Here is a 20,354-nt window from a genome sequence, read left to right as displayed (position 1 = left end):
CGTCCAAACGGCTAAATGGTTTGGTTGAAATAAACTGAAATGAGTCAAGTTAGCCGCTTGGTATAGACTCCGAAGTGTTACAGAAGTTGAAGGAATACATTATGGCTTTTCATCATGCACAACATGCCCAGTCGTTAAATCAGAGCTTGTCTGAGCTGAGTGATATTAATGTATCATTTGAGTTTTTCCCGCCTTCAACACCTGAGATGGAAGAGATCCTGTGGAATTCTATTCGTCGTTTAGAGCCATTAAACCCTAAGTTTGTCTCGGTAACTTATGGTGCTAACTCTGGGGTGCGTGACCGTACACACAGTGTGATTGAGCGTATTCAAAAAGAAACTAATTTGTTAGCTGCGCCGCATTTAACCTTAGTTGATGCCAGTGATGAAGAGCTCGTTGAGTTAGCAAAACATTATTGGAACTCAGGCATTAGAGACATTGTTGCGCTGCGGGGTGACTTACCAGAAGGCAGTCCAAAACCAACCCGTTTTGCCAATGATTTAGTCAGCTTATTGCGCTCTGTTGCTGATTTTGATATTTCGGTTGCAGCCTATCCTGAGGTGCACCCAGATGCACGTAATGCTCAAGCTGACCTGATAAATTTAAAGAAAAAAATTGATGCCGGTGCCAATCGCGCCATTACCCAGTTTTTCTATGATGTTGAATCATATTTGCGCTTTCGCGATCGTTGTGTCACTGCAGGCATTGATGTTGAGATTATCCCGGGGATCTTACCTGTGACTAATTTTAAGCAGACGAAACGTTTTGCCGATATGACCAATGTTGCTATTCCGCATTGGTTACACCGCCAATTTGAAGGTTTAGATGATGACCCCGCAACGCGTCAATTGGTTGGTGCAAATGTGGCCATTGATATGGTTAAAGTATTAGCGCGTGAAGGCGTTAAAGATTTCCATTTTTATACCCTTAATCGTGCAGAATTAACCTATGCGATTTGCCACACACTAGGTGTGCGTCCAAAGTAAGGTAATCTGGGATTGGGTATTGAAGCCTTCTGTAATATGATTACAGAAGGCTTTTTGATTTTTAACGAGGAAATTCAGTGTCTGAGTTAGCGGGTCTATGCCCTATTTGTCATCAACAAAATGCGTGTTCAATGGCGCTTGGACAAGATATTTCAAGTTGTTGGTGTGTCGATTCTGCTTATAGTGCGGTTGAATTGATTCAGCAATATGTAACGACATATCCAGACAAGGCTATCCGTTCAGATCAATGTGTCTGTGCTTCCTGTTTAGCGAAAATAGCACTCATCACAGCAACAGAACCCCCAGCAGTACAATTATTTATTCCTTGATCCGCTATTTTTCCATTATCTGATATATACCCAATCAACTTGAAAATACGTGTTTCAGAGCTTCACCTTGTTTTCAATACTAGGCGAGTTAATGTAGTTACCTTGTAAATTAACGCAACAACGCTTTTGTTTTAAAAATCAGGAGAACACAGTGAAACTCCCAAAGGGCAAGTTTTACACGCGTTTATGCAGCGTTATTGATTTTGGAAAGGGAATAACCATTACCCGCAATCAATGCCTTGCCTAAACGCGTGTAAATTCTTGCTGAAATCGAGCATCTTCAGGTTGGTTGTATATAGTCATTTCAATTGTTAATTATTTGTTGTTTACAAGCGCTTGGTAGGTATACTAAAACCTCAATATTTGAGGATAATAATAATGTTAAAAAAAATTCTCCTAGGGCTTGCTGTCATCATCGCCATCCCTTTTATCGCCGCATTGTTTATTAAAACCGATTACTCCGTTACCCGCACCGTTACCATAGACAAGCCTGTTACTGAGGTTTTTGACTATATTAAACATCTAAAAAACCAAGATAATTTTAGTAAGTGGGCGCAAATGGACCCAGAAATGGTTAAAACCTTTCGAGGAACAGATGCGACAGTGGGTTTTGTATCTGCATGGGCGAGTGAAAACCCTGATGTTGGGGTTGGTGAGCAAGAGATTATTGCCATTGACGAAGGTAAGCGTATCGATTTTGAATTACGCTTTATCTCGCCGTTTGAAGCGACGTCACCTGCTTACATGACAACTGAAGCTATCAGCACTCAACAAACTAAAGTGGATTGGGACTTTAGCGGCCACATGGACTATCCAATGAACTTGATGTTTCTATTTGTCGATTTTGAAACCATGATTGGGGCCGATTTACAGCAAGGATTAGATTCGTTGAAAGTGATACTTGAAAAAGAGTAACGGACAAACCTGTTTTATCTTGAAGATGATTCATCACATCTTGTCTTAGGTTGCCTTGATTAACGTAATCGGGGTAACCTAAAAAATCCAATCGTGACAATGGAGTTGGGCCGTTGTCATGATAATAATAATAACCAAACATCTAATAATAATAATTTCGACAATAGTCATTACTCATTATGAGGTTTTACATGGAAGCAATCACAAGTTTTGTCAGTACGGTCAACGGTATTGTGTGGGGTATCCCCATGCTAGTTATGATTTTAGGCGTAGGCTTATTTCTGTCTATTGGGTTAAAACTCATGCCTATTTTAAAACTGGGTCGCGGGTTTAAATTATTATGGTCTGGTCGCCAAGTCACAGACGAAAGCGAAAAAGGCGATGTGAGTCCGTTTAATGCGTTAATGACTTCGTTATCGGCAACAATAGGCACGGGTAATATTGCGGGTGTTGCTACGGCAATCTTTATTGGTGGCCCAGGTGCCTTATTTTGGATGTGGTGTACTGCGCTTGTAGGTATGGCGACCAAGTTTTCTGAAGCGGTACTGGCGGTAAAATATCGTGAAACAGATGCCAACGGCAACCATGTTGGTGGCCCAATGTATTACATCAAAAATGGCTTAGGCAGCAAGTGGGCATGGCTCGGTACCGCCTTTGCTATTTTTGGTTCTATTGCCGGCTTTGGTATTGGTAATACAGTACAAGCTAACTCCGTTGCCGATGCCATGAGCAGTAACTTTGGCGTACCAAGTTGGGTGACTGGCGTGATATTGATGGTATTGGTTGGTGCGGTATTAATGGGCGGTATTAAGCGTATTGCTGAAGTTGCTGGCAAGTTAGTACCATTAATGACGGTGTTTTATATTACTGCGGGTATTGCAGTATTGGTGGTGTACGCCGACCAAGTACCAGCGGCGTTTATGTTAATTATTGAAAGTGCCTTTAACCCTGTTGCTGCCCAAGGTGGTTTTGCAGGCGCAGCGGTATGGGCGGCTATCCGTTTCGGTGTGGCCCGTGGAGTATTTTCAAACGAAGCTGGTTTAGGGAGTGCACCTATCGCTCACGCGGCAGCGCAAACCAGTAATCCGGTAAAACAAGGTTTAGTGGCCATGTTAGGCACATTTATCGATACGTTAATTGTGTGTTCAATTACCGGTTTAGCCATTGTAGTTTCAGGTGCTTGGACCTCGGGTGAAAATGGTGCGGCATTAACCTCATTTGCTTTTTCGCATGCATTGCCTATGGGTAATTACATTGTGGCTATCGCATTAGCTGTTTTTGCCTTTACCACCATTTTAGGTTGGAGCTTTTATAGCGAAAAGTGTGTTCAATACCTTTTAGGTGATAAAGCTGTTAAGCCATTTCGTTTAATTTGGACGTTAGTGGTGCCATTAGGTGCAGTGAGTTCTTTAGAGTTTATTTGGTTATTGGCCGACACATTAAATGCCATGATGGCGATTCCAAACTTAATCGCGTTAGTGTTACTGAGCCCTGTGGTATTTAGTTTAACCCGTGAGTACTTTCTCAAGCAGCGCGCACTCAAAGCGCAGCGCTAATGTTGCTGAATTATTGATGAGCAGGTGAACTTAATCTTATAATTCATAGTCTCTGTTAGACACGTTAATCAATTTTGGTACTCAGTTTAAGCATGTTCATTATTTTAGTGAGCATGCTTTTTTAAAAGGATTTTTACATGAACAAAGCATTTTTGGCCACATTAGGCGCGACCGTGTTGGCGGTGTTATTTGCCGCGGGTTGTTCTAATTTGGGGTTTAGAACCAATGCGGGCGATATCGCGGTAGGTAACGTAAAAGCAGGTAATGTTGATACATACACCTCTGCAGAGATGTCGAGGTTTAAAGCGAGGTTTTTGGGCGAAGTCACGACATATTATTGCGAAAACTCATTAGACCCGGCGAAATTGGATAATTTACCCAGTTTGTCGTCTATGGCTAAGTCGCTTAAGGTACAAGTGTCGCAACGCGGAGGTAATGCGATTGTGATGAAGCAATGCGGTCGCCTTGTTGATCCATCTTGTAGTGCTTATTTAGAATGTAATGGCGAAGCTTATAGTATTGATAGAGGCTTTTAATACATCGCAGGTCCAGCCTATTGCTGCTTAGCAATAGGCACTAATCTAAGCGTTTATTAAAGCGCTTAGCGGCTACCCACAATCCAACTAACGTAAATCCTACTAGCCATAAAATATCCTTGTAGAGCTCGCCTAGCGTTGCCCCTTTTAACACTATTGCCCGAATGACCCGCATAAAGTGGGTGCCAGGCAGGACTTCTGCAATCCATTTTGCTGTGGTTGGCATGGCTTCTAACGGGGTGATAAATCCCGACAGTAATATGGTTGGCAGTAAAATAAAAATCGTCATCTGCATGGCTTGAAGTTGAGTTTGGGCAATGGTTGAAATGATTAAGCCTAAGGTTAAGCTAGCGGTAATAAACAGTAATGTAGCAAGCAATAAATGACTGATTGCACCATTGATCGGCACGGCAAAAATGAGGTTACCTAACCCTAAAATAATGGTCATTTGTATGAGGCCAATAACGATATACGGTAAAATTTTTCCTATCATCAACTCAAGCGGTTTAATTGGGGTGGTGATCAATAGTTCCAAATTGCCGCGCTCTCGTTCTCGCACAATGGCGGACGACGTAAATAACACCATGGTCATGGTAAGGATCACTGCGATGAGTCCCGGCACAATATTGACTGCCGATCGCTGCTCAGGATTATAAAAAAGACTCACTTCAAACCGAGATGAACTGCTCGTTTGCTCAGGCACAATGTCGTTGAGAGACAGGTTTTTGAGTTGTTTGATCGCGCCTGCGATCATGGTGTCTGACCCATCGACTATCCATTGGCCTATCGGTTCGTTATGCGCTAATTTTGCAGTTAAGGTTGGCGGTAAAATTAACGCGGCTTTAATGTCGCCACGCCTGATGGCGGCTTGCGCTTGCTCTGCTGTGGTTAAAAATTGTTTTACCTCCACCACTTGAGTGACTTTAACCGCTTCAACTATCCATCGCCCAGCCGCGGAGTCACTTTGATCGACAATTGCCACGGGGATGGCACGCACATCGGTATTGATAGCATAGCCAAATAGCAGTAATTGAATGAGCGGGATCATAATCACCATGGCAAAGGTAATGCGATCGCGGCTTAGTTGTTTGATTTCTTTGGCGGTAATGGCATAAATGCGCAAGTAGCTGTGACGAATGCTGCTTAATAAACTCGCCATGACCTTAGCCCTCTTGTTGCATAGGTTTGGCGGGTACGGGCTGGCCTGTATAGCTAACAAACACATCTTCTAGATTAGCAGTCACTAGGCGTATGTCTTGCGGATTCAACTGCCGATTGTGCTGCTGGCATTGATGTAATATCCAGGGGATAGGATCGCTGATGTTCTTACTCACCAATACCCGTAGGCGATGACCTAATTGCGCTGCTGAGGTAACGTGCTCAATGGTAATTAGCATCTGTTTTAATTGCCTTAAATCTGTGGTGGTGATTTCAACAACGTGGGCATTGATATTGTCCATTAATGATTTTGGTGTGTCATCGGCTCTAATGTGACCTTTTTCCATTATCGCGATTTTATGGCAGCGCTCGGCTTCATCCATATAGTGTGTGGTCACTAAAATACTGGTGCCTTGCTCTGATAAGTCGAATAACTGTTCCCAAAAGTCGCGCCTGTTTTGTGGGTCGACGGCTGAAGTGGGCTCATCTAAAAACAGTAATGAAGGCTGATTTAAACAGGCACAGGCTAATGCAAGCCGTTGCCGTTGTCCGCCGCTGAGTGTGCCTGCTAATTGGTGTTGATATTGATTGAGCTTATAAGTGCTTTGCAGTTGATCAATTCGTTTCTTACAATGGTCTGCATTAATGCCATAAATTCGCCCAATAAATTGCAGGTTCTCTTTGACGGTGAGATCGTCATAGAGCGAAAACTTTTGTGTCATATACCCAATATGATGGCGTAATGCTTCAGCTTGTTTAGGGATGCTTAACCCCATGACATTAATGTCGCCTTCGCTTGGTGTTAACAAGCCGGTTAGCATTCTGATGGTAGTTGATTTACCACAGCCATTGGGGCCTAAAAAGCCATATATATGGCCTTTAGGCACAGATAAATTTAAGCGTTCAACCGCAGCAAAGTCGCCAAAGCGTTTAGTGAGATTATGTGCTTGAATTACCCATTGAGGGTCTGTTGTTGGCTTCATTTTTGCGCCGGTAAGATAACTTGAACAGGTATACCTGTAGGGAGTTCGCTAGCGGTGTCATCTAAACTCACTTCAGCTAAAAATGCCAGTCGTGAACGATCAGTTTGATTGAGTGCGTAATAGGGCGTGAATGCGGGTTCGGTGCTTATCCAGCGAAGCGTGCCGTTAAAGTCGTTATCGATACCGTCGACCGTTACCGACAAGCTTTGGCCTATTTTCAGTTTAGCGGCGTAAGGCTCGGGGATATACACTCTGGCATAAGGCGCTGCATCGGCCTGTATTACCGCCACTACAGCACTTAGAGGAACACGTTCGCCGATATTGTAAGGCAGGTTGTCTAATTTTCCGCTGCGAGTTGCGCGGATACTCAAATCGCTATACACCTGTTGCTCGTAGCTTAAATTAGCTGTGGCTGCATCGAGTGCCGCTTGAGCTTGAAAGATATCTTCTTGGCGAACACCTTTGATCAAAACCGTTAAGCGATCGTTTGCTGCATCGTATTCGGCAGTAGTTTGATCTCTAAGGGCTAAAGCCCGATCGCGTTCGGCCTCACTGACTAAGCGCTTAGCCAATAAACTGGCTGTGCGTTGATAGGACTTTTGCGCTTCAATTTTGGCGGCATTGGCACTTTTTAATGCTGAGTTTGCGCTGGCAATGTCTTCTGGTCGCTCGCCATTGGTGAGCTTTAATAAATAGGCTTTGGCTTTAACCACTTCGGCTTGCATCACGGCTAATCGTGCCGCTTGTTTGTGGGTATCAAATTGAACTAATAAATCTCCATGATTAATGTTCATGCCTTTTTTTATGGGTTGGGCAGTAATGATTTCAGCGGCTGTGGCGCGCAGTAATACGCGATCGCGCTCTAAGGTCCCTAAAGCTTGGTCGGGTGTGGACGGCGTGCAACCACTGAGGATTATGACGCAGGATAAGAACGCTGAAAATAGCAGATGCTTCATAGCAAGTCTCATATAAGGATATGATTACACTATAGCATTGCATTTGATGAGTCAGCTAAGTGTGATTTACACCACACTTAGCCAATGAGTCTTAGAAAATGAGCTTAGACAATAGTGATTAAGCGGTAACCATTACTCTAAATAATTGCCCGAAATAATTACTCGAAGTTATTGTCAAATTCTGAGTCTTCAAACAAGTCGACAGCCAATGATGGAGCCACGTGCTTAAATTGGCGGGCAAAGTGTCGTTGCACCCCTTTAAGATCAATATTACCGATCCCAGAAGCAAAACCAAACCAGGCATAAAGGCCACTGATGTCTTCAAACATCGGCGGTAAATATTTGGGCTTGGCAATGATGCCTTCTTGGTAAGCTTGATACAGTACCGGAATATCTTCAATCGCGAGCTTACCTAAAAATAACATTGGGATCAGTTCTGGTAAGCCGGTGCTAATGGCACTGCGGATAAAGTTAATGTTTTCAACATAACCGCGCACATATGAAATATCTTTAGTAAAAAAGCTGCCGCCAGCGACCATGCCGCCACGAAACACCCGTTGAGTGACTCGGTAACTGTCTTTTGAACTTAGATTAAGATTTCTAAAGTAGCGATACACTTCGATAAAGTCGGCGCCTTGTTCAGCCATGTCGACCGCAGAAACTCGGTCGCTAATACGACGAGCACGCCCTGGGTTTGAGCTTAAGGTAAGCATTTCCATCAGTACTGCCAGGCCTTCTTGCGACGCAGTAACCCGTGGTGACCCGACACTGAGCCAGGTTGCATGTGGCTGAGCACGACCATTAAGCGTTGTGCCCACATGAACCCAGCCCTCATGGACTTCATACACATTGAGATCGGATTCGCTAAACATGGCGCTAGTATTCAGTTTTACTGTATCGCCACCCACCGCGGCGTCAGAGGCGATACCATCGCTTAATTTGACGTGAATTTCATCGTTATGGAAATACTTAACTAAGCGCTCGCTCAGCACGTTAACGGCTTCTGGGGCGGTAATAATTTTAGGATGACGATTGCTCATATGGCGCGCTGCTGGCAACGAGAAAATATGGCTCAAGCGGTCGCCAAGTTGGCGAAGCGTATGGCGGTCGCCATGCAATTTATGGCTTGCACTGCCGTATAGCTCTTGGCTGAGTTTACCAAAGGTAGGGTTACCGCGATTATGCAGCATATCGATCACGATTCGGTATTGATCAATGTTAGCCAGAAGGATTTTTCCTAATTTATCGCGCTTACCTAGGCCTCGTTCAATGACACTTTTTAAACCTTGTAGATCGGTTTGGGTTTGAGCAGCATTGAATGACAACGGTATCGATTGATAAAAGTCATTGCTGACGTTGGGCAATACTTTAGTTTGTTTGGCTAAAAAGTCATCTTCAATTTGTTTAGGCCACTTAATCGAATCTAAAATTTTAATGGGTGCTTGGATACGAATTAATTCATCAGAAAAACGACGAATATCTTGCTGATAACGCAATAAAGAGTCAGACATTGTCTTTTCCTAATCTAGAAAACCTGAGCCATAAAGTTTTGTGGCATATTCCTCATGCTAATGAGTTTATACCCAAACAACCTGAAGACGCTCGATTTCAGCAAGAATTTACACGCGTTTAGGCAAGGCATTGATTGCGGGTAATGGTTGTTCCCTTTCCAAAATCAATAACGCAGCATAAACGCGTGTAAAACTTGCCCTTTGGGAGTTTCACCGTGTTCCCCGGATTATTAAATCAAGAGCGTTGTTGCGCTAATTTATAAGGTGCCTACATTACCGCATTAACGCGCCTAGTATTGAAAACACGGTGAAGCTCTGAAACACGTATCTTCAAGTTGATTGGGTATATATTAGCAGAAGTCGATCACAAAACCGCAATGAAAAAATATAGCGGTATAAGCCCTATTTTGGTGCGTGTTGAGCGTTAATTAAGTAAATATTATATTGGTTTAGACTTTATCGTATTGAAAATAATGGATTTACTTGTTGGCATTAAAAGTGCTTTGTTTCATTGTCGTGTCGATGAAGAGGACAGCATATGGCTGCAATGAGTTATTTAAGCGTGATTGAGCGTTATCACGAATATGAAAATCTAGTACACGAACTGCTTGAATCCATTTTAGTGGGTGTGGGTGATGTGAATTTATTCGATAAGCCTGTTTCTGCAAAAGTGTTTGAAGATATGGCGGTGAGTTATCCGTTTGTTGAGCTGATTTATTTACTCGATGAACAAGGGATACAGGTTAGCCCCAATATCAGTGTTGTTAATCAGCAAGTGAAGCTACTCAATAACGGTAAACAGGCCGATAGAAGCCAGCGGCCTTATTTTACTCAACTTTCTCAAGCCAATACCGCACACATTACCCGGCCTTACTTGTCTAATGCCGGCGGTGGTTTGTGTTTATCTGCGTCACAAATTTTAACCTCATCAACGGGTGAGACAGGTATTGTGGTGATAGATGTCAATTTAACTCGGCTCATTGAGTTCATGATGGGGGACAGCGCAAGACGCAAAATGTCGCCGTTTTTTAAGAGTATTTACGCTGCTATAGTGTTGTGTCTTTTTGTGTTGGTGACCGTACTGATGTGGACGGTGACATTAGATATTTATGAGCTCTTTAGCCAGGCCTCGGCCCGGCATGATCCATTGCAGCCCTTTGGCATTATTATCTTTTTAACTTTGGCACTGGCTATTTTTGACTTGGGTAAAACCATATTGGAAGAGGAAGTGCTGATGCATAAAGATATTTTTAGGCACAGCTCGACGCGTAGAACCATTACCCGGTTTATTTCAACGATTTTAATAGCGATTTCGATTGAAGCCTTACTGACCATGTTTAAAGCTTCATTAGGTGAAAAACAATATATTGAGCCAGCCATTTTAATGATGCTTGCGGTGGTGGGATTGTTGGTCGGCCTAGGCATTTATGTTTACCTTGGCGCGAAAGCTGAATTGTTATTAACCCAAACTCAGGCCAACAGGCACGGCGGCAGAGCAGAAAAAAATACCCCGTAACGGTATGGAGATAAATTAAAAAGGGATAAACACAATGTTTATCCCTTTTTGCTAGAAAAAGTCGTCATCACCAATGGCTTTGCGTAATTGCGCTTGCTCGAGGAAATCCTCTAACCTGCGTTTGATTTGACGCTTATGCTGTAATGACTCGGTTGACTTACTGCCTCTAGGCGTTGTCATCGCGTCAATTTCTGTGTCATCTGGCACTCGATCTGTAAGATTAGCCATAACGAAACCCTCAAGTTGAATGGTAAAAACGAAACGAATTCAATGAGCACTTTCTAACTAAAAAAACACCAATAGAAAAGTAAAAGTTTTTGTCTGATATGGACAGCTATTTTCACCTTTCATTTTGAGCTTAGCAGTAAATTTTTTTGTTGCTATAAAGCGGGCTAAAATTTGTGACTAATATTGCCAATATAAAAAATGCCATTGCATATGGCAATGGCATTTTTTTGAATAAAAAGAGCATGATAGCTTAATTTTATTGCAGATTCTTTATAGTTTGTTACAGATGTTTTAAAGCGTAAAACCGTATGAATAGCCTAAAACAATTTTAGCATCGCTGTCTGGTAGATCTGTATCAGACGCCATGAACGACACGGTACCAATGTCTGTTTCTGCGCTTAATGTCACGTTGTAGTCTGTGTATGTATCGCCAAATAGATCTTCGACGACATCACCTTGTGAGTAACCGTAGTGGAACGCTACGCTGAGCTTTTCAGTTAATGGGAAGCTCGCATTCGCTTGGATATAGCTCCAATCTTTTTCGTCTGATGCGCCTGATACATCTGAGTCAGCGTTAACAACTTGAGAGTAGCCTACGTCTAACCATTTCCAACCGAGTACGATAGATATTTCACCAAAATCAATGCTAGCTTCTGCATCTGGGTAAGCGTAATACAGGTAGCTTATATCATAGGTCAGGTCTTCAGTGAAGTTACCGCCGTAACCACCATAGAAGTCTAACTCGTAGCTGGTTTCATCTCCAAAATCGACGTTTGAAGCCCAAGTACCGGCATAAAAACCAGAGTCATGCGCGTAATCAAGCCCACCTTGAATTGCCGCTTCATTACTGGTTTGTGTAGTACCGCGCCATAAGTAGTTTGATGTCGCGCCAATATTGCCAGTGACTTCAGCAAGGGCACTGCCGCTCAATAGTAAACCTGTTGATAACGCAATTGCTTGATATAGTGATTTTTTCATCTTCATCCCTTAACGTTTTATTGTCACTGAGTCATTTATTTATACTTAAACGTACTCAATGTTGGTTTGTCTGATGATCAATTAGCGAATCGCATGCCACTTTTTTTATTTGTTATTAATCAATTACTTAATTGGTTGTGCTACATTTTGTAGCAATGCTGTTGCGGCTTAATGATGCAGCACTGCACTTTTTTTGTGCAATTGCGGATTGTTGATAAAGGCTTTATACCAATTCCATTAGTTATGTGACCAATCAGAGTCACTCAGATTGTTCAGTTTGAGGCGCATTGTTGAAATAATGGTTATTCCCTTCTAAGACAATGCAACAAAGAAATGAACGGTCTGAGTGCCTCCTGCAAGGCGGGTTTCTGTGCCTTCTATGCTGCTTAATAGCATTTTGACGTACGACTGCATGGATGCAGGAGGTAGAGCAACGCAGGAACAGTTGCCGAGAGCAACTATGTCTTCAATCCTATTACTTGCCTAGAAGGCACAGAACTCCCGCTGAATGACCAGATAATTAATGGAATTGGTATCAGATTAAGCCATAAACTGAATTGATCTTTGGCATTTGTTAAATGTTACGCATAAAAAAACCTCCCAAGGGAGGTTTTCGTCAAAAGGTGTTAGCGAAAATTAATTCACGCTGTCTTTTAATGTCTTACCAGCTTTAAACTTAGGCACTGTCGCTGCTGCGATTTGAATTTCTTTGCCAGTTTGTGGGTTACGGCCAGTACGAGCTGCACGTTGAGTGGTTTCAAATGAACCAAAACCAACGATTGAAATCTTGTCACCATTTTTCATGGCTTCAGTTACCGCTTCTTCGAAAGATTTAAGTGCGCGGCCAGCTTCAGCTTTAGTTAGTTCTGCATTTTCTGCGATTTTTGCTATTAATTCACTTTTGTTCATATTGATATTCTCTGCTTTCCATAGAAGTGTTTTTTAAAACATCATTAACATGCCACAAGCCATGCAGGTTTAAAAGCACTTTATCCTATAAATTCAGTATCTGTAATGGTTTTGGAGCAAAATAAGCCTAAATCATTCGCCTAAAGGGTGATCAATTTACTCTTCTAGCAATTGGTAAAGAATTTTCTTTACCAATTGTGGCTCGAAAGGCTTATCACATAAGGCGTTAACCCCGGCACTGAATACATTACTTAGATGAGTGTCGTTTGCTTCAGATGACACCATTAAAATTGGAATATGCGACTGTTGGCTTTCGTTACGAATGTATTGAGTGAGTGCTAAACCATCTACCGAAGGCATGTTGTAGTCGGTGATGACTAAGTCATACATGTTTTCTTTCATCAAGCTTATTGCTTGCTCTCCATCTTCGGCTTCTGTAATGAGTTGCATACCTAAATTGCCGATAGTGCGTTTAATCACGTTACGTGCCATTCGACTGTCATCGACCACTAATACGCGAATATTGTGGACATCAAAATGGCTTAAATCGAGTTCATCATTACTCAGTAAATCAACGGTTGAGTTGAGCGCAGTGGCGAGGTTTTCGGCGTTAAATGGCTTAGGTAAAATAGCGACTACGCCAGATTGTCTAAATATTTCTAATTGTTCACGGCGGCATTCACTGGAGACCAACATAAATTGAATGTCGTTTAACCCTGGAGTGCTTTTGATATATTGCAATAACTCAGTCGATTCACCATCAATAAAGTGCAATGCACTGGCTATCAAGTCGGGTTTATGACGTTGAATGATCTCTTTTGCTTGGGTAATTGTGGCGGCCGTTTGTATGCTACTAACGCCTTCTTGTTGTAAGCGGCTAATGATTATTTTTCGCTGCGTGTCAGACGATTCGACTAGCAGAATAGACAGTTCGCTCGGAGATAGACTTTTCATGATTAACGTTCCGCATTGTTGTATTTATTATTTTAGTTTTAGGGTGTTGCTGCGTAGCTGATTGTTTTAACAAATCATACTCAAACTTATGAGGAGATTATAGACGACAAGTTATGTTATGTCGTTTTGCTCTGCTTTTGAGCTAAATAAGTGCCAGTGACCGTTGATAATCCAACCCACCATTGAAATCCAATAAGTGCTGCGAGTAATAACCATAAGGGAATAAGCGGAATGTCGTTCCCTTGAAATATTAAATTAACGTCATTAGGGGTAATTTGATACGCGATGATCGCGGTTGTGCTGATAGCGGCTAGGCCAAGGGTTTGTAAGCCGACATAAAAAAATAGCACCACTTTCGTCCACTGTGCTCGGGTCAAAATGCCAAATAATAACGGTAAGACACCTAGGGTAAGCAAATCAAATGCATAAAAAGTGGTCATACGCCAAAGCGCGATTAACGCAAGAAGTGCATACAGTGCTACCAGCATTTTTACTCTTAAAGGCATGGCGGTTTGTGCTATCTGATTCATATTGGTCATCTGGCTATAAAATTTGAGGTAGAATATCGCACAAACACGCTATGTGGGTATATTTTGATGACTGAAAACGATTTTTGGGCCCTGGTTACACGTGAGCACCCGAGCCAATCTTCTGATGACACCGCGCAACAACTGCGTGATAAATTAACCGTTTTAGACGATGATTCGCTAAAAGCGTTTGATAAAATGTTTGGCCAACAATTGCGTCGCAGCTATTTGTGGTCAGTCTGGGGCGCTGCTTACATTATTACTGGGTGTGATAGCGATTATGCCTTTGCTGAATTTAGATGCTTCTTATTGTCTTTAGGCCAGCAATGGTATGACAACATAGTAGAAAACCCCGATTGCTTAGGTGAATTAAACGACTGGCCGTTAGTGGATAATTACGCTTATCCATTTGTTGAAGATTATGATCTTATTGCCGGGCAGATTTACGAAGACCGTACCGGAGATGAATTACCTTTTGTGCCGTCTGGGCAAAATACGCCAGTGGGTAAAAAATTCAGCACTAAGCCAAAAATTATGCGTCAAACCTATCCATTATTAAGTGCACGTTTTCCATTTTAAGCGCGTGACTAGATTGTTCTTGTTAAGCGTTGGTTCAGCTTGATAGCGCTAAAGTGAATGCATTGAATATGTCACTATGAGTGGCGACTCATGTTACTGCTGCGCGGCTCAAGTTATCTGCGTTAAAGTAGAGAACGGTTAGGTATTTTGGAGGTTTATTATGAAGATTAAATATTTACTATTGGCTTCGGTATTTTCGGGGCAAGTTGCGATGGCTGAAGATGCGCCTGAGCCTAATCCGCTAACCGAAGTCGGTGTGGTAAAAATTGAATGGCAAAATCCAAAAGATTTTCGGGATATTAAAACCTCTACGGAGCTGCAGTCTCGTTTTGAAAAGCGGTTATTTGAAACCTTAACCAAGAATATTAATAAACAAGCTGAAAAGTCGCTTAAATCGGGGCAAACCTTGCACATGCAAGTGACTAACCTTGATTTAGCGGGTGATATGCGCCCAACCTTTGGTGCGACACCAGGTGATTTACGTATCGTAAAAGATTTGTATCCGCCAAGAGCGACGTTTAGTTTTACGGTCAATGAGGGTGATAAGGTGATAATTAGCGGCGATGAAAAAATCACTGATATGAGCTTTATGTACAATTCTCGTCGTTTCAATGACAGACCGTTTCAGTATGAAACCACGCTGTTTACCGATTGGCTTCAAAAGAGTGTTGAGCCTAAGCTATAGTGCTTTTGGTGACTTCATTGGGTATATCGCTTTAAAAGCAAAAGCTCCACAGTTGGAGCTTTTATTTTTTATTCAGCCAATGAAGTCACCATTAAAGCCAACATAACCACAGTTAATGAAACGTTAGGTTACTTAGCAAGCTTAAACACTTGCAGTGTTTGTAACAGTGTCGCAAGCTTTTTAACAAACGCCTCTAGGGTTTCTTGCGCTACATGCGTACTGTTTTGCATCTTATCGAACTCAATGACAAGCTCTTGTACATAAGGCAAAAAGCGATTACTGCTCTCGGTAAAACCTTGATCTTCAGTAAAAATCGCCACAAACTTACCATGACCGGCTTTACGCAACTCGTCTAGGCGGGCATCTGAATCAATGGCTTGTCTATAGGCTATTTGCAGGTTTTCTTTTATCTGTAGAAAAACATTGGTGTACGGCATAATTGCCTCATAGTGCATGAATAAAGAATATAACTAATTATAAGGAGCTGCTATGCAAGCAACAAGGAAAAGTCGGCTTAATTTGAATATCAATTTGATTCATCGACTTTTAGCACTCAATCTCAAGCGATGTGTTGTGTTGATATTGTGCTTAGTCGCACTCCCTGCCGCGGCATTAGGCTCGCCCGTTTTTTATAAAGTAGAGTATCAGCAACAGCAAGCCTACTTATTAGGTTCGATTCATATTGGCCAGACAGATTTTTATCCCTTAGCGCAACATATCGAATCGGCGTTTAAGCAGTCGGATGCATTGGTGGTTGAGGCTGATATCACTCAAGGTAATGCGGCTGCGTTGTTGCAGCAATACGGAGTCTTATCGCCAGAGATTGCTGCCGATGTCGATGCCACACGTAAGGTATATTGCCAAACTCATCAAGCGATGTGCCAGGCGTTAGCGCCATATGCGCCCTGGCTGCAGTCAACGCAGATTAGCGTAAACCGCTTTGCAGGGTTAGGTTATAGTGCAGAGCAAGGTGTGGACACTTATTTTACCGCGAATAAAGAGGGCAAAGCGTTAATTGAGCTTGAAAGCATTCAGTTTCAATTTGAGCTTATTTCATCATTTTCGACAGAAACCCAATTACAAATGCTCGACGATGCCATTAACGCCAGCGACGCTGAAATGCTTGATTTGATCCATGCTTGGCGTCAAGGTGATGCTCAGGCATTAGCGCAGATTATGGAAGCGCAAGCGGGAGACTCTGATGAGTTTTTAGATAAATTATTGTGGCAGCGTAATCATTCTATGACACACAAGATAATCCAGTTACTGCAAGACAAAACCCAAAAGCAGCTGTTTATTGTGGTAGGTGCGGGACATATTGTAGGCCAACAAGCCATTCCTGATTTGCTTAGACAACAAGGCGCAATCGTCACTCGCTGCACTTTGTTGCAATGCTGATACTGTGAGTAAATAACAATTACGAGTGTTATTTTGTCGATGATTGCGCTAAAAAATGCACGTAACGACCTAGAGATAAATAAGGTTCTCGTTGCGAGTAGGCCAATTCCATTTCGATAAGCTGTTTAGTGTCAAAGTCAGGCGGTAAATGTGTTTTTAAGTAATCGTTAATAACCCGTACCCCTGACTGAGTCACCATTGTGAGCTGCCATTGTGCAAACCACTGGCGCACATCTTCGATATATAGTGGGTGTGTAGGGGTTAAGCCGACCTTCTTTTTTACCACTAAATCGCGTTTTACATAGTCAAAATTACCCGACACCAGGCTGTGGAATCGTAACGCTTCTTTGTTATAAAACATCAGTGAAAATAAACCATTAGGTTTAAGTAAACTCAGCAATCCGTTAAGGGTGGTGTTGGCATCAATAAGCCACTCAGCCACGGCATGGCACAATATGACATCAAATTGTCCATATTGTGCGGCCGTTAACGCTTGAATAGGACTGTGTACTAATTCAATCGATAAGGGTGTCTGGGATGCGGCAATTTGTTGTTTGGCCAGTGCGAGCATTTGTTCTGAAATATCACACAGCACCACATCGTGACCTAAAGCCGCTAATTTTTGACTCAAAAAACCAAATCCACCTCCCGCATCTAAAATGCGTAATCGTGGTTTACCCTGCGCGGCAAGCGCGGGGGCGAGATCTCGCCACAATACGGCTGCGCGGATTTCACCTTTGGTGGTGCCGTAAATGTTTTTAGCAAATTTAAGGCTCAGTTTATCGAAGTTTTTATCTTGCACGGTATCATCACGTTTTGGGTCAATGTCAGTGCGGCAATTGTCTCATTGTGAATGAAAAAAGGTAAAGACAAATCATTAATTGTGTACAGACAGTAAAGAAAAGTTTGCCGATAAATCAACAAGGACTGTCACTACAACGGATATTAAACGCATTTAACAATTAGCTATTTAGTAACCTCAATGCAGTAAGGTATAATGATCTATTAACCATTTTGCAGCTTAGTATTTTGGCTGCCTATATAGGGTACATATTGTGAGTCACGACTTCGCTATCGAATTAAAGGCAATGCCTTCGCTTTTGTCTTTATATCGCAAAATTCTGTTTGGGCGTAAACCTGGATGGGATCAGCAACCGCTGCCGACGATTTATGTGCAAGCATCAAATGTGGTGATGTCACAAGAGAAAATTCGCCAATATGCTGAAGTGTGTGGCTTTGAATTCGACGGTGTGACGCTACCGCCAACGTATTTATATGTGTGGGCATTTCGATTACATGCGACTATTTTTACCCATAAAGCGGTGACATTCCCGTTGCTAGGAATGATCCACCTTAAAAATAGCATCAGTGTATTTCGCCCCGTGCGAGCAGATGAAACCTTAACGGTGCAATGTGAACTCTCTGGCAGTCGTAATACTGACTCAGGGCTTGAGTTTGACTTAGTCTCTAAGGTATTTGTCGCGGACGAATTAGTATGGCAAGCGTTGTCGACGTATTTATATCGTATCGACACACCCGGTCGTCGTGCTCGTACTCCGAAGGCGTCGGAAATGGCCTGGGAAGATATAAAGCAATGGCGTTTAACGGAAGATTTAGGTCGTCGTTACGCTAAAGCCTCTGGCGATTATAATCTGATTCACTTGCATCCTTTATTGTCTAAACGTTTCGGCTTTGAGCGTGTACTTGCCCATGGTATGTGGTCTAAAGCGCGTGTATTATCGCAATTAATGACCTTTATTGGCGATAAACCTTTTCAGGTGGATGTTGAGTTTAAGCTACCTGTGTTTATGCCATCTGAAGTCACTTTTGGCTTTGAAACTATTGAAAACGGTAAACGTTTTGAAATGCGTGACGTTAAAGGGCGCAGACCACATTTGCAGGGCAATGTGACTTATTTATAAGCAATAAGTGTTAATGCCAATAGCAAAAAGCTCAAGTCACTGACTTGAGCTTTTTCGTTTATTATTTTTGATAAATATGCACATCGCGTTGTGGGAACGGAATGCTAATACCCTCAGCGTCAAAGCGCATTTTAACTTCGCGAGTAATATCCCAATACACTTCCCAGTAATCATCTGGTTTTACCCAGGGTCTGACAATAAAGTCGACCGATGACTCGCCTAATGTATGCAGTTTTACAATCGGTTCTGGTTGGGCATTCACTTTAGGGTGTTGCTCAACAATGCTTTTTAAAATCGTTTCCGCATGCTCAATATTGTCGCTGTAACTAATACCAAACGTCATGTCGACACGGCGTTGATGTTCTGCGGTAATATTGTTAATCGTGTCTCCCCAAATTTTATTGTTAGGGACAATCAGTCTTTGGTTGTCCAACGTTTTGATAGTGGTCGACACTAAGCTCATGTGGCTTACTCGGCCGGTAACGCCGGCGGCATTAATCAAGTTACCTACATCAAATGGGCGATAAATTAAGATCATCATGCCCGAGGCAAAGTTTGACAGTGTGTCTTGTAATGCAAACCCGATAATCACACCGGCGATACCAAAGCCTGCCAGTAATGGCCCAAGTTCAAATCCCAGTTGTGATAAGGCGATTAATAAGCCCACCGCGTAGACGACTTTGCTCGACAGCGAGATAAAAAACTCTTGTAACAGCTGGCTAAATTGTAATTTAGAGGCGCGGACTGTCTTGGCAATAATTTGGGTTACGATTTTGGCAACTAAACTGGTCACGAACAAAATGAACAAAAACACCAAAATTTTAAACGTGAGGTTAGGGCCATTATTGATGGTTTGATCTTTAATCACTTTTGCCCAGCCCTGAAGTAAATTAGACGCCACGCTAAAGTTCAACACGTCCTGGGTAATGTCGCCAGACACACTAAATAAGGTTTGTTTTAGTTGCGATACATTTTGCCCTAAGCTTTCAAGTATCGATGCTGAAATCGCTAAGCTTGAACTGTTTTGGCCTAAACGTTCTTTTAGAGAGAGCACATTGGCTTTTTGTTCGGCGCTAATGTCTGCACCTGCAGTAGCGGCTTCTGCCACGGCTTTTTGTAATTCGTCTTGGGTGTAATTCACTAAACTGTCAAATTGATCCGCTCGCTGAAGCATAAAATCAGTAAACGTTTGCTTTTGCGTGGTGACATCAATGGCTAGCATTTCTGCCCATTGCAGCGTGTCTAATGTCGCTTTTAAGTAATGGTCGCGCTCAAATTCACGGTCAGACATGGCGGCAATCACGTTACTGTCATCGTCACTGCCTAATTGATTACTGAGTAACAATAAATCGGCATCTAAATAGTTAATCACCTGGCGTAAAAACACCAATTGATTTTGCACTAAGGGGATAAGGTATTGTGGATCTGTTGTGCCGGCCCTAATCAATTGGTCGATTTCGTCACGCAGTTGTGAGGACTTATTTTTAATACGGTATTCGGTAATGGTCCGCATCTCGCCTTTGGTTACTGGTAGTAGCTTCGTGTCATGGTCAATGGTTTGTTGCAACAAGGTCATTTTATTGAGCGTATTAGTGTCGATAGCGACACTGGTTGTTTCTGGTACTGCTGCAACGGGGTCTTGTGCTAACACTGATGGAGTCAGTAACAATGTAGTTATCAATAAAAGTAAAGCAGGTAAAATCCGTAACATCTAAGCGCGTCCTATGA

At 42.4% G+C, this 20,354-nt stretch carries 22 protein-coding genes; 10 read left to right on the top strand and 12 right to left on the bottom strand.

Annotation, left to right across the window (positions count from 1 at the left end; all coding sequences use genetic code 11):
* Positions 1 to 101: 101 nt before the first annotated feature.
* The 5 genes from metF (at position 102) to AC19MV_RS08725 (ending at position 4,322) form a co-directional block, all read left to right on the top strand.
* The gene (gene metF / locus AC19MV_RS08745; protein WP_432400100.1) at positions 102 to 986 is read left to right on the top strand and encodes a methylenetetrahydrofolate reductase; all 885 of its coding nucleotides are present in this window, start codon (positions 102 to 104) and stop codon (positions 984 to 986) included.
* Positions 987 to 1,063: 77 nt separating this feature from the next.
* A complete protein-coding gene (locus AC19MV_RS08740) occupies positions 1,064 to 1,315 on the top strand; it encodes a cysteine-rich CWC family protein (protein ID WP_498307036.1) in 252 nt (83 codons plus the stop codon).
* A 378-nt stretch (positions 1,316 to 1,693) separates the two neighbouring features.
* Complete coding sequence (locus AC19MV_RS08735) at positions 1,694 to 2,230, top strand: SRPBCC family protein (RefSeq protein ID WP_432400098.1); 537 nt, start codon at positions 1,694 to 1,696, stop codon at positions 2,228 to 2,230.
* 191 nt (positions 2,231 to 2,421) lie between these two features.
* Positions 2,422 to 3,786, top strand: a complete 1,365-nt coding sequence (locus AC19MV_RS08730; RefSeq protein ID WP_498307034.1) for an alanine/glycine:cation symporter family protein — start codon at positions 2,422 to 2,424, stop codon at positions 3,784 to 3,786.
* Positions 3,787 to 3,923: 137 nt separating this feature from the next.
* Positions 3,924 to 4,322, top strand: coding sequence for a hypothetical protein (locus tag AC19MV_RS08725; protein ID WP_498307032.1), 399 nt, complete (start codon positions 3,924 to 3,926; stop codon positions 4,320 to 4,322).
* A gap of 40 nt (positions 4,323 to 4,362) precedes the next feature.
* Here the strand turns inward: AC19MV_RS08725 and AC19MV_RS08720 are convergent, their stop codons facing one another.
* The 4 genes from AC19MV_RS08720 to AC19MV_RS08705 all read right to left on the bottom strand — a co-directional run bounded on the left by AC19MV_RS08720 (position 4,363) and on the right by AC19MV_RS08705 (position 8,930).
* Positions 4,363 to 5,481 (bottom strand): ABC transporter permease, encoded by a 1,119-nt coding sequence (locus tag AC19MV_RS08720; RefSeq protein ID WP_498307031.1) that lies wholly within the window; start codon positions 5,479 to 5,481, stop codon positions 4,363 to 4,365.
* Between the two features lie 4 nt (positions 5,482 to 5,485).
* A complete protein-coding gene (locus AC19MV_RS08715; RefSeq protein ID WP_498307029.1) occupies positions 5,486 to 6,463 on the bottom strand; it encodes an ABC transporter ATP-binding protein in 978 nt (325 codons plus the stop codon).
* Complete coding sequence (locus tag AC19MV_RS08710; protein WP_498307027.1) at positions 6,460 to 7,419, bottom strand: HlyD family secretion protein; 960 nt, start codon at positions 7,417 to 7,419, stop codon at positions 6,460 to 6,462. Before AC19MV_RS08710 ends, AC19MV_RS08715 begins: the two co-directional genes overlap by 4 nt.
* Positions 7,420 to 7,577: 158 nt before the next feature.
* Positions 7,578 to 8,930, bottom strand: a complete 1,353-nt coding sequence (locus AC19MV_RS08705; protein ID WP_498307025.1) for a flavohemoglobin expression-modulating QEGLA motif protein — start codon at positions 8,928 to 8,930, stop codon at positions 7,578 to 7,580.
* 538 nt (positions 8,931 to 9,468) lie between these two features.
* Between AC19MV_RS08705 and AC19MV_RS08700 the strand changes: the two genes are divergently transcribed.
* Complete coding sequence (locus tag AC19MV_RS08700; protein ID WP_498296814.1) at positions 9,469 to 10,446, top strand: PDC sensor domain-containing protein; 978 nt, start codon at positions 9,469 to 9,471, stop codon at positions 10,444 to 10,446.
* 51 nt (positions 10,447 to 10,497) lie between these two features.
* Here the strand turns inward: AC19MV_RS08700 and AC19MV_RS08695 are convergent, their stop codons facing one another.
* From AC19MV_RS08695 to AC19MV_RS08675, 5 genes are all read right to left on the bottom strand, one after another.
* Positions 10,498 to 10,674, bottom strand: coding sequence for a PA3496 family putative envelope integrity protein (locus AC19MV_RS08695; RefSeq protein ID WP_170293502.1), 177 nt, complete (start codon positions 10,672 to 10,674; stop codon positions 10,498 to 10,500).
* 291 nt (positions 10,675 to 10,965) lie between these two features.
* Positions 10,966 to 11,652: a TorF family putative porin gene (locus AC19MV_RS08690; RefSeq protein ID WP_432400090.1), complete on the bottom strand. Its 687-nt coding sequence runs from the start codon at positions 11,650 to 11,652 to the stop codon at positions 10,966 to 10,968.
* Between the two features lie 636 nt (positions 11,653 to 12,288).
* Complete coding sequence (gene hbs / locus AC19MV_RS08685; protein ID WP_011638950.1) at positions 12,289 to 12,561, bottom strand: non-specific DNA-binding protein Hbs; 273 nt, start codon at positions 12,559 to 12,561, stop codon at positions 12,289 to 12,291.
* A gap of 156 nt (positions 12,562 to 12,717) precedes the next feature.
* A complete protein-coding gene (locus tag AC19MV_RS08680; protein WP_498307023.1) occupies positions 12,718 to 13,515 on the bottom strand; it encodes a response regulator in 798 nt (265 codons plus the stop codon).
* Positions 13,516 to 13,631: 116 nt separating this feature from the next.
* Entirely contained in the window at positions 13,632 to 14,045 is a 414-nt protein-coding gene (locus tag AC19MV_RS08675; RefSeq protein WP_498307021.1) for a hypothetical protein, read from the bottom strand.
* Between the two features lie 66 nt (positions 14,046 to 14,111).
* Between AC19MV_RS08675 and AC19MV_RS08670 the strand changes: the two genes are divergently transcribed.
* A complete protein-coding gene (locus AC19MV_RS08670) occupies positions 14,112 to 14,621 on the top strand; it encodes a DUF4240 domain-containing protein (RefSeq protein WP_498307019.1) in 510 nt (169 codons plus the stop codon).
* Between the two features lie 160 nt (positions 14,622 to 14,781).
* On the top strand, positions 14,782 to 15,306 hold the full coding sequence (locus AC19MV_RS08665; protein WP_432400086.1) for a DUF3016 domain-containing protein: 525 nt from the start codon (positions 14,782 to 14,784) through the stop codon (positions 15,304 to 15,306).
* 128 nt (positions 15,307 to 15,434) lie between these two features.
* Here AC19MV_RS08665 and AC19MV_RS08660 read toward each other — a convergent pair whose 3' ends face one another.
* Positions 15,435 to 15,743: a prephenate dehydrogenase gene (locus AC19MV_RS08660; RefSeq protein WP_188956114.1), complete on the bottom strand. Its 309-nt coding sequence runs from the start codon at positions 15,741 to 15,743 to the stop codon at positions 15,435 to 15,437.
* Between the two features lie 52 nt (positions 15,744 to 15,795).
* On the opposite strand from AC19MV_RS08660, the gene AC19MV_RS08655 reads away from it, so the two are divergent.
* A complete protein-coding gene (locus AC19MV_RS08655; protein ID WP_498307017.1) occupies positions 15,796 to 16,704 on the top strand; it encodes a TraB/GumN family protein in 909 nt (302 codons plus the stop codon).
* Positions 16,705 to 16,732: 28 nt separating this feature from the next.
* On the opposite strand, the gene AC19MV_RS08650 is transcribed toward AC19MV_RS08655, so the two are convergent.
* Positions 16,733 to 17,506 carry a methyltransferase domain-containing protein gene (locus tag AC19MV_RS08650; RefSeq protein ID WP_498296804.1) on the bottom strand — a complete coding sequence of 258 codons (774 nt, stop codon included), beginning with the start codon at positions 17,504 to 17,506 and terminating at the stop codon, positions 16,733 to 16,735.
* A 286-nt stretch (positions 17,507 to 17,792) separates the two neighbouring features.
* On the opposite strand from AC19MV_RS08650, the gene AC19MV_RS08645 reads away from it, so the two are divergent.
* Positions 17,793 to 18,626 (top strand): MaoC family dehydratase, encoded by an 834-nt coding sequence (locus AC19MV_RS08645; RefSeq protein ID WP_498307229.1) that lies wholly within the window; start codon positions 17,793 to 17,795, stop codon positions 18,624 to 18,626.
* A 61-nt stretch (positions 18,627 to 18,687) separates the two neighbouring features.
* On the opposite strand, the gene AC19MV_RS08640 is transcribed toward AC19MV_RS08645, so the two are convergent.
* Positions 18,688 to 20,337, bottom strand: coding sequence for a mechanosensitive ion channel family protein (locus tag AC19MV_RS08640; protein WP_498307015.1), 1,650 nt, complete (start codon positions 20,335 to 20,337; stop codon positions 18,688 to 18,690).
* Positions 20,338 to 20,354 lie beyond the last annotated feature (17 nt).

The organism is Shewanella sp. MF05913 (genome assembly GCF_059758095.1).
The sequence above is the reverse complement of the archived record's forward strand: the minus strand, read 5'-3'. Positions and strand labels throughout refer to the sequence as shown.